Raw genomic sequence first — 13,623 nt, 5'->3', positions numbered from 1 at the left:
CTCGACTTACGAACGACCTGTGAGGCTACGTTCAACGGTAATCAGCTCAGAGAGCTTGGTCGCAACACCTTCCATCGTCTCCTCCGCTGTGTTCAGCCCGCCCCTCGAGGCCAGCAGGGGGCTGACGTCGCGGAGAGCCTCATACGTTGTTTTGTGTACAACCGGGATGAGCCGTTCACGGGCGAGGAGCGCCGAAAGCTCCCTCTCAGCAATGCCCTCCGCGGAGATACGGTCCAGCAGAGCCGGGGTTACCAGCACGACTCCAACTCGTGAATTTGCCAACCCCTTGTCAATCGCGCGGAGCAATGGAACACCGAGGCCGACATCCTTCTCACTGAACCAGACGCGGACACCGGCTGACTCCAACAGACCGTGAAGCTCCTGCGCAGCCCCCATCCGGTCGTCCCACGCATGGCACAGGAAAACATCCCGGAGGTCGGGGACCTTCGCGAGGCTCTCGACGCTGCTCCTCACCGATGTCAGTGCACGAACCTCGGTAGGCGTGTAGGACACAGATGAGCCGGGCGGCGACCAGTGCGGCTTCGTAGTGGCTCGGACTCTGCCGCCACCGCCACTCGAACTGCCGCCGCCTCTATCGCCTGAATAGGAATAGGACGACCGCGGCGAGCTCCCGTAGCTGGCGTATCGCCCATAGCGGCCGCCGCATGCAGGGCAGTCCGCAGCTGCGTTCGGTGAACTGTGTCCCCGTACAGGTGCTGTGCATCTGGCCATGCCCTTAGATTCCCTTCCCCAGGTCCGATTCATAATCATTCATGAGCGGCCAAATCAAAAGCTGTGCCAACGACCCAGTTCCCGTAAATATTGGTTGGGCCCAGAGCGTGGCTGCCAATTCGACAGAAAGGCCTTTCAAAACGGCCCCGCCCGCCAATTCGGCAGCCACGCCAGGGCTGCCGCTCTCAGGATTACGTAGCCCAAACCCCGCGGCAAGGCGAAACAGGCTACCGAGAAGCGGGGGACCTCAAGGCCTGGGCCACGAACATCGCAACGCGAAGAAGGAACTCAGAGCGGCTTCTCAAGCTTGCGTGCCATGAGCTCTGCCTCTTGAACAAGCTGAGGCTCGAGCTTCTCTAGGCGCCCAACGATGTCCATCGCACCGTGCCAGACAGTCAGGATGAAGATCCGCCCGTCGAAGACATCGCACACCAGAACGTGCTCACGGACGCCGTAGAACTGCAGCCGCCCGGAGTAGTCCGAGTGCCCTCGGAGCAGCCCCGGGTTCTCCTCGAGGCGCCCAAGCGCTGCGTTCAGGTCGTCTAGGTACTCGCCGGCGACCCTCGAACTCCACTCCCGGACCGAACGCCGAGCGATCTCGTCCAGATCGGCCAGGGCCCTGTCTGTGAGGCGCAGTTCGCTCATCCGCCGCGGCGCTCCGTGCGGTACTCGTCCAGCATCCCGCGGAGGTCGCCTGTGAAGGGCCGCGTGCGGCCGTGCAGGACGTCGCCGTAGCCCTCGAGAACGGCCTGGCGAAGCGCTGCGGCGTCCGTGCGCTCCTTCCGCTCGCGGATCAGCGCACGAACGAACTCACTGGGGGTCGAGAAGAGGGTCCCGTCGCCCGAGTTCTCGTCCAAGAAGGCGCGCAGCTCGTCGGTGAGGGACAGGTTGATGGATCGGGCCATTGGCTTGCCTCCGTGGTTGGTCTCTTCCTCAAGATAGCACTGTGTGACGAATATTGTCAAGTATCGTCACGCTGTGGCGGCCAGCTTGATGGGGTTCAAGGCCCCTCAGGCAGCCACGGCAGCGAGTGGGCCGCAACGCAGGAGGCTCACCCGGTTGGAGTGACGAGCTGATCTGGCCACCGCAGAGGACGCGCAAGGGCGGCCGATAGAGCGGAGCCTGGTCCAGCACATCCGCGGCTTCCTACTCGAGCAAGCGCTCGGCGAGGCCGAGAGGGGAGATGATGCGCACCCCGTGCACGACCTCATCGAGCAGGTGCCCGAAGTCGAGGCGGTCCCCGGTGACGAAGAGATCGGCCTCCGCCCGGATGGCCGCGCAGAGCAGCGGCACGTCCTTCGAGGCCAGCTTGACCTGCAGACCGAAGACGACGGTCGGAACGATGTCGATGGACTCCCGCAGCGTCTCGAAGGCCTCAAGCCAGGACGGACGCTTGAGGCGGAGGTTCTTGCGCGCCTCGAGGATCGCGAGCTCGCTGGTGATCAGCTGAGCGCGGGCGGTGCCCAACGCGATCAGTCTCTGGGTCGCGCTGCCGGCGTTGCTTGCCGAGAAGAGGACGTTGGCGTCAAGAAAGACCCGCATCGAGCTCACTCGAGCTCGGGCAGGAGCGCCTCGATCTCGGGCTCATCCTGGGCGAACTCCGCGATCCGCTCTTCGGTGTAGATCTCGATCGGGACGCTGACTGCAGGCCTCAGGAGGATGCCCTCGGGCGTCTCCTCGGCGAAGAGTTCTTCGCCGGCCTCCAGGCCGAAGGCCTTGCGAAGCGCTGCGGGGATCGTCACGACCCCTCGGCTGTTGATGATGATGCGTTCGGGCATGTTGGGCCTCCCTTCCAGGTCCACATGCAGTATAGCAGTAATTCTGCATTGCTGCAAGACTGTCATTGCTGGCGGGGTCTGGAAGGTCGATTGGGCCCCCCCACCGCGCTGGTTTTGGTCGTGATAAAATATATTATCACGAATCACGCGTCCAATGGAGCGAGCCCGAAAGGGTCGTGAGAGTCTTGGCTTGAAGTGCACACATCGTGCGTGTACAATACTCACGTTATACGCCGAGCCCTAGCTGGCTCCGCTGCCCGGTCGTCACCGTTCGTGCTTCTTCATGGGACTCCTAGAGGTCGCGACCAACGCTCTCACCATCTCTCTTTCGACCCCCTCGCGATGACGCAGAAGCCCCGGAGACCGGCGACCTCGCGCAGCGGACGAGTCGACCCCTGATCCGAACCTCACATGAGTAGGAAACAGTGGTCGTTCCCTCCGCTGGCCTTCGAGCGCCAGATCGACTCCAAGGCCAGCGTTGACGAACGACACAAGCACTGACACCAGCAACACCACCGAACGAGACTTAGACACCACGATCTGGGAGGGCCTCACGGATGCGACCGTCGAGCCCTCCGCCATCGAGGCACGCATCGGCAAGTGGCTTGTCATCAAGCTGTCCAGGTCCCCTGCCGTTGCTTCGGCAGCGGTCAGCCTGTTGGCCCTGTTGGCCATCGCTGTCGCCGCCTGGCAGAACACGCCTTGGTACGCCTATCAGGCAGCGTTCGGTGGACAGCTGATAGCCCTCCTAAGCATCTACATCCATGTCAACCAAGGAAGGGAGTCCCCGAGGCTCCAAGCATGATCGCGTGAGGCTCAGCTTCAACGTTACTTCGAGGGTTCGGGAACAGCTCGGGCGCCTACAAGAGGACTGTGAAGCTGAGTCCCTCACCGAAGTCCTGCGCCGGGCCTTTACGGTCTACGAGGACCTATTGAAGGTTCGGCGCGACGGCGGCCAGGTCGTCCTCGAGCATGAGGACGGCCGCCGCGAGGTGTTGAGGGTGTTCTGATGGCGCGCAGACGCAAGAGAGGCGCTCGCGGAAGAAGATCGCACGGGCTCCTTGACAGTCACGACCTGGAAAGTGCGCGCGAGTGTGTGATCGCGGAGGCCAATGCGGAACTCGAGTACGTCGGCCCGCCTTTGAACTGGCCGTACGGTCCGAACACAGAACTGGGCCGAGACTCTAGCCCATCCGAGATACTGGACTGGATCGGCGCTTTTCGAGACTCTCTTTCCGATATCTTCGAGAGGCTTTGCGACGGATTCATGGGCACCCCCGAGCAGGCTAGGGAATTCTATGAAAGCTCAGCTGTTACGTCTCTACTGGCCAGTAGCTCAAGGGCCCTTCGACTTCATCGTCAGGCGAAGTTGCTAGCCAGAACCGGTGCGCGTTGAAGACCCTAACCGTGATCGACGCGCTGACCGCGGCGACAGCCCTGCGTCACGGCCTTCATGTGATGACCCGGAACGTGTAGGGCATCGTCTTCAACGATCGCTGACGAGACTGGCTCGGGGTAGTCGCTCGCAGAAGCTCCTCCACGCTCGACTGGGTTGGCTCGATCTTCATGGCGCTCTTTGTTGCTGCTGGCCGCGGCACGATTGCCGGGACACATGGTTCCTGTCAGCAGAGACGCCATCCGTGACAGAGATCCCGGGTGATCTAGCCTCGGCGGCCGCGGACCCATTCGAGAGACAGGCGCGAAGATGAGATGACTGAGACACCCAGCACGCGCGCCCTGACCACCTCGAGCGGCCACAGCAGACGGCTGCTGTCGGCCGAGCAGTTCCACCAGCTGGCAGACGTCCCGGCGCCCGCGGTCTGGCTGGCCAACGTCGACAAGGCAAGCTGCCGGGTTGGGTCTGGAAGCGCGTGAGCGCCTAACCCTCCAATCGGCTCGAACACCATTGGATAGCGCCACTACGGAGGAAGAAGTGGCTTTCACAGCCCGCCTTCCTCCAAACGGAGGGCGCTAGCGTCACTGTTCCATCGATCTCGACCTCCACGGACCACCTTGGGTGCCCACCGACAGTGTTGAGCTGGATCTCCTCTCCACAACCACAAGGACAGAGCATCACAACGCTCCAGACGTGCTCGCCCTCGCCAAGCAGATAGACGGTTCGAGGGCGCAAGACCTCGGGAGGCTCTTCTACCCGGATGGTCTTGAGCGCAGCCGGCCGCCGGACGAAGAAGCCCTTCGCCCACGACCAGAGGCGGTCAATCCAACTCATGTCTCGTCGCCCTCACCAAGGCCCGGCATGCCCAAGAAGGGCGTCGCATCTCCCCTGCCCACTATCCGCTCTTCGTGAGGGCCAGCTCCTGGGTCCTCTTCGAGCACCCAAAGCGTGTTGGTCAAGCTCACGCGTTGGACCGCGTAGGCGGCGTTCTCGCCAGACCGGAAGGGGTGCAACCGCGAGAGAAGCTCGATGACCGCAAGGCTGGCGAAGTAACTGTTCACGCTCACCACGGCTGGACGGTCTTCCTGGACGCCCTCGATGTAACCGCGCTTCAGCCTGTCGACGTACCCTTCGGGATCGGTGTCGCGCAAGCTCTCCGCTTCGAGCGCTTTGGCGGTGAAGACGCCGCGTTGAACTAGGCCTGCTCCATCGGGGCGTAGATAGTGCACAGCCCCTGCCACCTGATCGACGTCACCGTGGCCGTCGCCCTCCAGCTTCACGCCGAGGTCGATGTAGGCCAGCGTGTAGTAGCGCGCCAGGCGGTTGAGGATACTCCGCCCCCCGAGGCTGTCCATGCAACCGAAGACGACGTCGCAGGACGCGAGGGCTTTCCGGGCCTGGTCATCCTGGAGCGGAGCGTGGAAGGTGCTGACGGTAGTTCCGAGGCCCATAGCCTCCACGGATCGTGCCAGGACCTGAACCTTCGGCCGGCGTTGCACGGCATCCTCCATGGTCGAGCCGACGATGCGGTTCAGGTTCTTCTCCTCGACGTGGTCGGGGTCGACGAGGACTAGCTCCCCCACCCCCAGACGCGCCAGCTGTTCGACCAGAGGGCTCCCTGTACCTGAGCATCCGGCGACACCCACGGTGAGTTGGCATAGAAGGTTCGTTGTCCCCGCTCCGAAAAGCTGTGCGTGTCGTACGGCGAACTCCGGCACCGCCCCGCCGCTGTCCTCTGTCCAGATTCGGATGTCGTCACCGATGACGCTGATCTTCGAGATCGCCTCGAAGGAGCCATCGGGATGAACCGCGCGAGCGATGACCGATCCACCGGGGAGCAGGATGGCACTTACGTGTGGGCGATCACCATCGACCCAGCCGAACACGGACTCGAAGAACTGTCCGTCGGACTGGTCGTCGGTTTCGGAGAAGTGCGGGTACCCGCACGGGTGTGAGTGGAACTTGACCAGGGCCAGCCCCTCGTCGTTCGCCCTCGACAAGAGCGGCTCCAGGAAGGTCGGTGGCCAGGTCACGTAGCCAGAGCTGCGGTCGCAGAGCTCGTATGGCACCGCCTCGATCTCGTGCAGCATCAGGGCATCGGTGCCTCGGCGACCACACAGGGCGATCGCCACGGCCTCCTTGCCGTCCCCTGGAAACAGGTGGGCGGCCAGCAGGGAGTGCTGGCCGCCGGTCATGCGAAGCTTCATGCGGCGACCCGGAGCTCGCGCACAAGCCACTCACCCACGAGGAGCATGTGCGTATCAAGGCCGTCGGTTCCAGGCAGCCACGGGTTCTGGGCCGTCCTGTGGCGGGACCAACGCTGCCAGACCTTGCCGTCCAGCCGGTGATCGGTGAGCTGCCGGATGGCGGCACCGTCGATCCTGGAGAGGGCCGGGTGGAAGTAGGCCATGTCGATCTGGGCCTCCGGGTAGGTCGCAGCAAGCTGCAGGGCGACCGACGTCGAGTTGGTCTGGTAGCCGCCCGGGATGGCGTACTCGTGGATGACGAGCCACATCGTGTTGCCGTCCCGGATGGCCTCCCAGGGCCACCCCATCTCCTCCAAGAACGCGACGTCCTCGGGCGGGAGCGTGAACTCCCGCCGAAGGTCAGCCACAGGACCCCTCCGTGGTGTCGCAGGGGATCGTCATAAACCGCTCGACGCCCGGCCGCACGAAACTCACGGTCTCGCCAGGAGCGACCTCCTTGGTCTCGCCACCCTTGAACTTCTGAAAGAGCTTGTGGGTCTCCGGGGTCTTCTCGACCAGCCGCAGGATCTGCTGTCCGGTGAGCTCCGGGTGCGGAACGCGGATGGTTTTGCGGTCTACGCGGATGATGTAGACCTTCGCGTGGGGCTTACCGCAGTCCGCCGGGTGTTCCTTGGTGAACTGCTCTACGTCGAGCTCGTCCTGAAGCTCTTGCTCGGGATCATTCTGTGTCATGGTTCTCTACCTCGTATTGGTGCCGTGCCGGCTACTTCTGGACCACCGTGGCACCAGGCCTGCCTGCTCACCCTCCTGTGCCGTGCTGGGCCCCCGTCGCGGACATTGATCTCGACGAAATCACGTCGCCCTGAGAGACCCCGGCGGCACGACGACCGACGACCTCACAGGGCCGTCGTAGACCCCGATGGAGAGGACGTCGTACTTGTTGGCCCACGTCTCGAAGTGGAAGACGTGCTGCTGGCCGTTCGCGTCCTCTAGGCAGACTTCTCCGGTGCCAAGCGGGCCTCTGCGGCGGTCGTACCGGCAGTAGCTTCGCAGAGCGTCCACGAGTTCAGCTTCGGTGACGCAACCGAACCGCTCCCGGAAAGCGGGAGACTCGATGCAGTAGCGGCAGGGTTCCGCCGCTGTGTGGTCGTGTGGCAAGGCCGTCACGAGACCGACGAGCGGCTCTCCCCTGTGCGCCTCCTCAATAAAGCGCCAGAGGGTCGACGGGTACGAGTTCCCGAACGTCTTGGCGAGGGCTTGGATGGACTTGATGTCCATCGCGTGATCGCTCGCCTCTTCGACGAAGCGCCCCTGCATGAAATTGAGCTGACCGGCGGCGTAGTTCGCTTCGCCTTCGAGCTCTTCCTGACACGCCGGGCTCAGCAGTGCCTCGGGGTCGCCGAACAAATACCGCTTATGGTGAGGAATGAGGCTGTGACCGATCTCGTGCGCCTTGATCCACCGATGCTTCAGCTTCGGAGCCTCATCGCTGATGAGAACTCGGCCGCGAGTGGACTCTCCCGACCCCTCTTGCCAGGGAAGCCACAAACCCCAAACCTGTGCTCGCTCTGCGATCGCAAACAGACTCTCTACAGCCTTCTTGGCAAGACCGATGGTGCCAACCTTCGCCCGGTGCACCATTTCCTGGCGCAAGCTCGGGTCGGTCAGGCTGAAGTAACGAAGATCCAGCTTCAGCCGTTCGAGGACTTCGTCGGTATTCAACGGCGGCTCAGCGCCCACCTCACGCAGCACACGTGAGACGATCCCCTGGATCTCCTCCGCGGCGAATGGATCAATCGGAGTGTTTTTCATCCCCTCATTCCGTGTAGTCCCCCAAGAAGCGAATGATCTGGTCCAGCTGCTTCTTCTCTTCCCGGCTGAGCTTCCCCATGCCACGGGAGAAGGCTGCCCACTTGAACTGTTCGACGCCTTCACGGAACTCCGCGGCATCCTTCTGAACACGCACGGCTCCAGCGAGGATCGAAAGGGTTCGGTCCTTCAGCTTGAAGAAGTCCTCCAGGCGCGCGAGCGTTCGAAGTGATGGCACGAACGTCGGGTCGGATTCTGTCCGGAGGACGTCCTCCACCGGCACGCCAGCCTGTAGGGCGAGCTTTGCTTCAGTCAGCTTCTTCTTGCGTCGCAAGAGAAGCAGCAGCTCTCCGAGGTGCTCCGGCCCCTCGTTCGCCGGCGCCGGGAGATGAACTCCGGCTTTCTCGAAGGCCTTCTCGATGACGTCCTGCGCACGCGCAGCTTCCTCGTCGAGATCGAGACCTTCGTTTTGAAGAGCCTGTCTCAGCTCTCCTTCGGACGCCTCCAGGATGGACTCCCGGAACGCTACGGACATCGCTCGGGCCTTGGCCACGAGCTCCGCGTTGTTCTTCTTCATTGCCCTTCCTCGCTTTGGTTGTTCTTGGCTGACTCAGTGAGCTTCCGCCAGATGCGCTTGTTCACCGTGTCGTACCGGGGTCTCTCTATGCCGAGATGAGCACAGGTCTCGGACGGAGAAAGTTCGAGCGAGCGACAGCGAAGCACCTCAAGCGCTTCCTCGTCGTGCTCGAAGAGTCCCTCCAGCTGCGCGAGCTCTTCCCGAGCAAGGACGACATCCACCACGATGGAACCCTCCGCCTCGTCCGGGCGATCGCCGGGATCGAGCTCGTCCACAGAATCCTCGGCCCAGGCATGCGGCTGCGCCCTCCTGACCCTCAGAGCCTCCCAAGAAATGCTCTGCATAGATCGGATCAGGTGTTTGACAATGGTGACTGACCTTCGCCACCGCCTTGAACCCTGCAGCGTTCGGACGATGGCTTCTTGGAGGAGATCGTCGGGGTCAGACCCGGCGTTGGGGCCGCTCATCCTTTGGTTCCAATAGGATCGGGCCACCCACCGAAGGGTCGCCTTACCCTTCTCGGAGAGCCCGGCGATGGCCAGGGCCGCTTCTTCGGGGCTTGCGCGGTCGTCCTCGGGGGACGTGGCGGGCTGTGGTTGCGATGCTGTCATAGAGTCGAGACCCTCCTCTGCTCCCCTTTGCCGTGCCCCGGCGGACTCGCGGACATCGGATTCCGAGTTTTCTGAATCGGCCATCAAAAGGCTCCGAGCTCGTCGTCAACCTCGGCAGCCTGCCACTGCCGCATCTGAGTGGATCGGTGACGCAAGTGAGCGTCCTGCCACTGCTGAAGGGTCCAGTGCTTGACCTTGCGGGCGACCGTGAACGGCTCCAAGCCGCGGTGCTGTTTGGCGACGCGAATGCACTTCTCGACGATGCGCTCCACTTCAGTGGGCTGGCAAGGATTGGTGCCGGCGAAGCTGCCCCCTCCCCCATCGCGGCTACGCCGAGTAGCTCCATCGCGATGTTCTCTGAGCTGACTTCGGTCGGCCTCCTCATCGGCGATGGCGATGAACGCGGTCCCGTCCTTCGAGGTCAGGTCGAAGAACAGCGCCGGTGGCTTGGAACCGCGCGTCTGGGCGCGGAATGGCGGGCAGGTGGGCGGCGTCCCTGGGGACACTTGACAGCGGGGTCAGGGTGTGCGATCATGTCTAGATGATCTAACCTAGACGAGGAGACCTGCACATGATCTGGAAGCTGGCGGAAGCCAAGAACAAGTTGAGCGAGGTGGTGCGCCGCGCCCTTGCTGGTGAGCCCCAACGCATCGAGCGCCGGGACGACGCCGTTGTCGTCCTCTCGGCCGCCGAGTTCGACCGACTCACCGGCGCCCGCCCAGACTTCGTTGAGTTCCTCATGAGCTGGCCGGACATCAGCGACCTCGATCTGTCGCGCCACTCCGGCCCAGGTCGGGCAACCGATCCGCTCGAGGCGCTAGGACTCGACGATCAGGAGCGCCGCTCATGAGGGTCCTGCTCGACACCTGCGTGATCTCGGAGACGCTGCGTCCCAAGGGCGCCCAGCGGGTCAAGGACCGCGTCCGCGGCCTCACCAGCCGCGACACCTTCATCAGCGCGTTGACGCTCGGAGAGCTTGTCCACGGCATCGCGCGACTCGACCCGAGCCCTCGCAAGGACACACTGGAGAGGCTCGTCCTAGAGATGGAGCAGCACTTCGACGACCGGATCGTCGACGTCGACGCCGAAACAGCGCGGATCTGGGGCGAAGTCAGGGCGCGGGTGGCCAGGACCACCCCACCGATCGACACGCTGATCGCCGCGACCGCTCTGCGTCACGGTTTCCACGTGATGACGCGGAACGTGAAGGACTTCGAGGGCACGGGCGCCCTTCTCATCAACCCCTGGGTGGACGCATGAGCGAGCAAGATCGTCGAGCCCATCTACCGGCGCGGCAGGGCGAGAGGCGGCTCTCAGCGGCCCAGTTCCAGCACCTCTCCGACGTGCCGGCCGCCGCGGTCTGGCTGGCCAACATCGACAACCCCAACACCAGGCGGGCCTACCAGGGCGACGTAGAAGCCTTCGTGAGCTTCTGCGGCGTCGAGACCCCTGCAGAGCTCCGCCTCGTCACGCGGGCCCATCTGCTCGCTTGGCGTGGCGTCCTCGAGGCTGACGGGCTCGCTGCGGCGACCATCCGGCGCAAGCTCTCGGCCGTCTCGTCTCTGTTCGACCACCTGTGCAACGAGAACGCGGTCGAGAGCAACCCCGTCGCCGGCGTCAAGCGCCCTGGGGACGGCGCCAATGAGGGCAAAACCCCAGCCCTGTCTGATGAGCAGGCGCGCAAGCTCCTGCAGGCGCCCCGCGGCGACAGCCTGAAGGCGGTGCGAGACCGGGCGATTCTGGGCACCTACCTCTTCCACGCCCTGCGCAGATCCGAGCTCGCCGGCTTGCGGGTCGAGAGCATGGCCGAGCGACGCGGCGTCATGCATCTGACCGTCTTCGGCAAGGGCTCCAAGACTCGCTACGTTCCGATCCATCCTGCAGCGCTTGCGGCAATCGACGACTACCTCGAGCTCGCCGGGCACCGCGAGGACCGCAAGGGCGCCCTCTTCCGCCCCGTGCGCAACAACCGCACCGGCAAGCTCGACGGGGCGATCACCGGGGACGGGGTCTACAAGATGGCCAAGACATACGCCGCCAAGGCCGGCGTCCACGTCGACGGGCTGTGCCTGCATGCACTGCGGGCGACCGCGGCCACCAACGCGCTCGAGCACGAGGCGGACATCGCCTACGTCCAGGAGTGGCTCGGGCACACCAGTATCAGCACCACCCGGCTCTACGATCGCCGACGGTCGCGGCCGGAGGATTCCCCCACCTTCAAGGTCCGGTACTAGCGACTGCCTCCGATGCTTCGCAAGTAAGAGGTGGTCAGGTCTTCGGAGCCGGCTGAGGGCCCGAAAACGAAGGCGGACGCCCCGGTGAGCCCAACTCTATTTCTTTGCCTAGCTCGGTCTCGAGCCGACGAGGCCCGTGCGCTCCTGGAGGAGCACAGCCTGGTGGCGTGCGAGTCTGGGGTGAACCTGCTGTCCTAGTCCTTACTGACCAACCCGAGCTACCACCCGATCACCGACGTTTCCCCATCCTCAAGGACGACCGTTGTGCTGAAATCATTCCCATGCGGAGGCGACGCGACTATTCTGTAGGAGCCCGGCTGAAAGGGCCCGTATAAACTCCGACCAGTTGCGTCAACTTCCTTAAAAACGAGATGCCCTGATTCGGCCAGCCTTATCTCGATAGACCATCTAGCCTGCTGAATAGAGAGCCGCATAGACATCCAAGCTGGGGCCTTGAAGTTGACCTCACCGAGATCCTTTAAAGCATTCGCCTCTAGGTTGTGTTCTCCTAAATCCGCTACACCGAATTCCTCGTGTCTTAGGGATAGGCTGAATCGACCGGACGGCGTGAGTGCACCCCCCTCGCCGTCAAGCCGTCTCCAGATGACGCTGTCGTCAGCTTTGGGCAGGGGGGTAAACTCGAGCACTACATTCTCAAGTCGGCGGCCGACGGGGTCGGTCACGCGCACCTGAACCCCAGTGGCTGGTTCCTGCCACTCGAGCACGAGACCTGTTGTCCCCCCAACCAGGCCCTCCATCCGGGCACCCTCTAGGTATCCTAGCCCCTCGCCTGAACGCACGACGGAGATGATGTTGCCCTCAGGCAGCGCCCCCCAGAGGTCGAAATGACCTTCTCGCCCGGTCCTCACCGTGGAGAGCCAGAGGTTCGGTCGAGCCGGGTCGAGGAGCGCGGCTAGCACGCCTTGCACGGGCTCGCCCTCGGTTGTTGCTACTTGGCCAGAGATCTGAAATCCACATGCAAGGACGGGGTTCCACTCGCTCGTCGAGTTTTCCTTGATGCTGACAACTTCAACAACGCTGCATCCGGGTGGGCCGATGGCCTCCAGTTTCCGCTCTCCAGGGCAGATCTGGTGGAGCTCGTACCAGCCGTCAGCGTCTGTCTCGACTGATCGCTTTCCGTACAGTCCGAGTGGAGCCTCCCCCACCCATGCCTGGGCGAGCGGGAGTAAGTTCTCCCCGATTACTCTTCCGTGTACGGTTACCCCCTTCTGAAGATCGAGGCGAACAGTTCGTGATTCACCCTCACGGAGCCAAATGGCTTCCTGGGCTGTTGCCACGTTCGCGCCCGATGCCGTAATGCCCACCCAGCGCCCGGCGGGCACGCCCTCAAACTTTCGGACTGAGCCCGGAAGCATCTCGGCCTCCAAAAGAGGATTCGACGTGTACCAATCCGAGCCAATCTCTTCAAAGGCCATTAATGTGGTGTGTATGATGCCAACGCTTACTCGGATGGTCTCGACTCCCGCAATCTGGGAGAGCTCCACGTTTAGCGACGCGCCTTTTTCTCTCAGTTGAATCTCAACGGGTTGTGGCCTCCAGTTTGAGAACTGAATGGGCGCTGGGCTTGCATACTCGGCTGAGGAGGCTGACAGTAGTGAGCCCCTTTTGATACAGCCAATGGCTATGGTGCCGTCTTCGCCCGTCTTGCCTCGATCGAAGCCGTCGGCAAAGACTGTTGCCTCAGCTACCGCTGATCCGGCGGGATCAACGACCGCGACGACACAGTGCTCGGTGAGGCCCTCTACAGCTAGCTCGACCCGCACGAAGTCGCCTGCAGCGACGGCAACGACTTCATCATGGCCGAGCGCTGATTTGACAGACCACCGTCCGGGGGTAACGCCCTCAAAAAACGACGCGAGGTTCTCGGTTCGAGCAGATCGTTTCAGCGCCCAGCCTCCTACGGATGAGATGTTCTCGATCGAGATCTCGACCTCGTGACCCCCGTAGCCGATGGATCCGCATGGAGCGACCTCGACCAGAATGCCGGGGGGTCTTGCGGGAGACTCTGCCCCTCGTGTCGCCGGGGGGATTGAGGCTGGGGTGCGGGACTCCGCATTGCTCTCAGCTTCAGCCAAAGTTTCGCCTTCAGCCGATTCATGACCCTGCTGGGCGGATTCACGGTTGACCTGATTGGGGGACTGCGTCGCACCGCGTTGCCTCGTGACAATCAGAAACGCCACAGCTAAAAGCGCCAGCAGGGTTAGTAATAATGCCCCACTCTTAACGGCTGTCCGTTTATCTATCGTAAGTCCATGCAT

At 63.1% G+C, this 13,623-nt stretch carries 20 protein-coding genes; 6 read left to right on the top strand and 14 right to left on the bottom strand.

What is annotated here, in order from left to right; genetic code table 11:
* Nucleotides 1-6: 6 nt before the first annotated feature.
* The 5 genes from Pla133_RS25570 to Pla133_RS25550 all read right to left on the bottom strand — a co-directional run bounded on the left by Pla133_RS25570 (nt 7) and on the right by Pla133_RS25550 (nt 2,510).
* The gene (locus Pla133_RS25570; protein WP_145071162.1) at nt 7-732 is read right to left on the bottom strand and encodes a toll/interleukin-1 receptor domain-containing protein; all 726 of its coding nucleotides are present in this window, start codon (nt 730-732) and stop codon (nt 7-9) included.
* Between the two features lie 288 nt (nt 733-1,020).
* On the bottom strand, nt 1,021-1,377 hold the full coding sequence (locus tag Pla133_RS25565) for a type II toxin-antitoxin system RelE/ParE family toxin (protein WP_145071105.1): 357 nt from the start codon (nt 1,375-1,377) through the stop codon (nt 1,021-1,023).
* Nucleotides 1,374-1,637 (bottom strand): ribbon-helix-helix domain-containing protein, encoded by a 264-nt coding sequence (locus Pla133_RS25560; RefSeq protein ID WP_419192495.1) that lies wholly within the window; start codon nt 1,635-1,637, stop codon nt 1,374-1,376. Before Pla133_RS25560 ends, Pla133_RS25565 begins: the two co-directional genes overlap by 4 nt.
* Before the next feature lie 241 nt (nt 1,638-1,878).
* On the bottom strand, nt 1,879-2,274 hold the full coding sequence (locus Pla133_RS25555) for a PIN domain-containing protein (RefSeq protein ID WP_145071103.1): 396 nt from the start codon (nt 2,272-2,274) through the stop codon (nt 1,879-1,881).
* A 5-nt stretch (nt 2,275-2,279) separates the two neighbouring features.
* Nucleotides 2,280-2,510, bottom strand: coding sequence for an AbrB/MazE/SpoVT family DNA-binding domain-containing protein (locus Pla133_RS25550; protein ID WP_145071101.1), 231 nt, complete (start codon nt 2,508-2,510; stop codon nt 2,280-2,282).
* A 478-nt stretch (nt 2,511-2,988) separates the two neighbouring features.
* Here Pla133_RS25550 and Pla133_RS25545 point away from each other — a divergent pair, with 478 nt between their 5' ends.
* The 3 genes from Pla133_RS25545 to Pla133_RS26830 all read left to right on the top strand — a co-directional run bounded on the left by Pla133_RS25545 (nt 2,989) and on the right by Pla133_RS26830 (nt 4,385).
* Nucleotides 2,989-3,315 (top strand): hypothetical protein, encoded by a 327-nt coding sequence (locus tag Pla133_RS25545; protein ID WP_145071099.1) that lies wholly within the window; start codon nt 2,989-2,991, stop codon nt 3,313-3,315.
* 4 nt (nt 3,316-3,319) lie between these two features.
* A complete protein-coding gene (locus Pla133_RS25540) occupies nt 3,320-3,520 on the top strand; it encodes a hypothetical protein (protein ID WP_145071097.1) in 201 nt (66 codons plus the stop codon).
* A 700-nt stretch (nt 3,521-4,220) separates the two neighbouring features.
* Complete coding sequence (locus tag Pla133_RS26830; protein WP_419192494.1) at nt 4,221-4,385, top strand: hypothetical protein; 165 nt, start codon at nt 4,221-4,223, stop codon at nt 4,383-4,385.
* Nucleotides 4,386-4,389: 4 nt separating this feature from the next.
* Here the strand turns inward: Pla133_RS26830 and Pla133_RS26870 are convergent, their stop codons facing one another.
* From Pla133_RS26870 to Pla133_RS25510, 8 genes are all read right to left on the bottom strand, one after another.
* Nucleotides 4,390-4,740, bottom strand: coding sequence for a ubiquitination-like system serine protease family protein (locus Pla133_RS26870; protein WP_473091803.1), 351 nt, complete (start codon nt 4,738-4,740; stop codon nt 4,390-4,392).
* Nucleotides 4,737-6,113, bottom strand: a complete 1,377-nt coding sequence (locus tag Pla133_RS25535; RefSeq protein ID WP_145071095.1) for a ThiF family adenylyltransferase — start codon at nt 6,111-6,113, stop codon at nt 4,737-4,739. Before Pla133_RS25535 ends, Pla133_RS26870 begins: the two co-directional genes overlap by 4 nt.
* Nucleotides 6,110-6,520 carry an E2/UBC family protein gene (locus Pla133_RS25530; protein WP_419192493.1) on the bottom strand — a complete coding sequence of 137 codons (411 nt, stop codon included), beginning with the start codon at nt 6,518-6,520 and terminating at the stop codon, nt 6,110-6,112. Before Pla133_RS25530 ends, Pla133_RS25535 begins: the two co-directional genes overlap by 4 nt.
* Nucleotides 6,513-6,845 (bottom strand): multiubiquitin domain-containing protein, encoded by a 333-nt coding sequence (locus Pla133_RS25525; protein ID WP_145071093.1) that lies wholly within the window; start codon nt 6,843-6,845, stop codon nt 6,513-6,515. Before Pla133_RS25525 ends, Pla133_RS25530 begins: the two co-directional genes overlap by 8 nt.
* Nucleotides 6,846-6,965: 120 nt before the next feature.
* On the bottom strand, nt 6,966-7,925 hold the full coding sequence (locus Pla133_RS25520; protein ID WP_419192492.1) for an ImmA/IrrE family metallo-endopeptidase: 960 nt from the start codon (nt 7,923-7,925) through the stop codon (nt 6,966-6,968).
* Nucleotides 7,926-7,929: 4 nt separating this feature from the next.
* Nucleotides 7,930-8,499 (bottom strand): hypothetical protein, encoded by a 570-nt coding sequence (locus Pla133_RS26820; RefSeq protein ID WP_419192491.1) that lies wholly within the window; start codon nt 8,497-8,499, stop codon nt 7,930-7,932.
* Complete coding sequence (locus Pla133_RS25515) at nt 8,496-9,194, bottom strand: RNA polymerase sigma factor (RefSeq protein WP_145168563.1); 699 nt, start codon at nt 9,192-9,194, stop codon at nt 8,496-8,498. The genes Pla133_RS26820 and Pla133_RS25515 overlap by 4 nt, the downstream gene beginning before the upstream one ends.
* Nucleotides 9,194-9,616, bottom strand: a complete 423-nt coding sequence (locus tag Pla133_RS25510; RefSeq protein WP_145168561.1) for a hypothetical protein — start codon at nt 9,614-9,616, stop codon at nt 9,194-9,196. Before Pla133_RS25510 ends, Pla133_RS25515 begins: the two co-directional genes overlap by 1 nt.
* A 65-nt stretch (nt 9,617-9,681) precedes the next feature.
* Between Pla133_RS25510 and Pla133_RS25505 the strand changes: the two genes are divergently transcribed.
* The 3 genes from Pla133_RS25505 to Pla133_RS25495 are packed head-to-tail and all read left to right on the top strand — an operon-like array spanning nt 9,682 to nt 11,344.
* On the top strand, nt 9,682-9,960 hold the full coding sequence (locus tag Pla133_RS25505) for a type II toxin-antitoxin system prevent-host-death family antitoxin (protein ID WP_145168559.1): 279 nt from the start codon (nt 9,682-9,684) through the stop codon (nt 9,958-9,960).
* On the top strand, nt 9,957-10,370 hold the full coding sequence (locus tag Pla133_RS25500) for a type II toxin-antitoxin system VapC family toxin (RefSeq protein WP_145168557.1): 414 nt from the start codon (nt 9,957-9,959) through the stop codon (nt 10,368-10,370). Before Pla133_RS25505 ends, Pla133_RS25500 begins: the two co-directional genes overlap by 4 nt.
* On the top strand, nt 10,367-11,344 hold the full coding sequence (locus Pla133_RS25495) for a tyrosine-type recombinase/integrase (protein ID WP_145168555.1): 978 nt from the start codon (nt 10,367-10,369) through the stop codon (nt 11,342-11,344). The genes Pla133_RS25500 and Pla133_RS25495 overlap by 4 nt, the downstream gene beginning before the upstream one ends.
* Before the next feature lie 218 nt (nt 11,345-11,562).
* On the opposite strand, the gene Pla133_RS25490 is transcribed toward Pla133_RS25495, so the two are convergent.
* Nucleotides 11,563-13,623 (bottom strand): hypothetical protein, encoded by a 2,061-nt coding sequence (locus tag Pla133_RS25490; protein WP_145168567.1) that lies wholly within the window; start codon nt 13,621-13,623, stop codon nt 11,563-11,565.

The sequence above is a fragment of the Engelhardtia mirabilis genome, assembly GCF_007748095.1.
Classification (GTDB): Bacteria; Planctomycetota; UBA1135; order UBA1135.
Note: the sequence above shows the minus strand (reverse complement) of the source record. Positions and strands in the feature narration are given on the sequence as shown.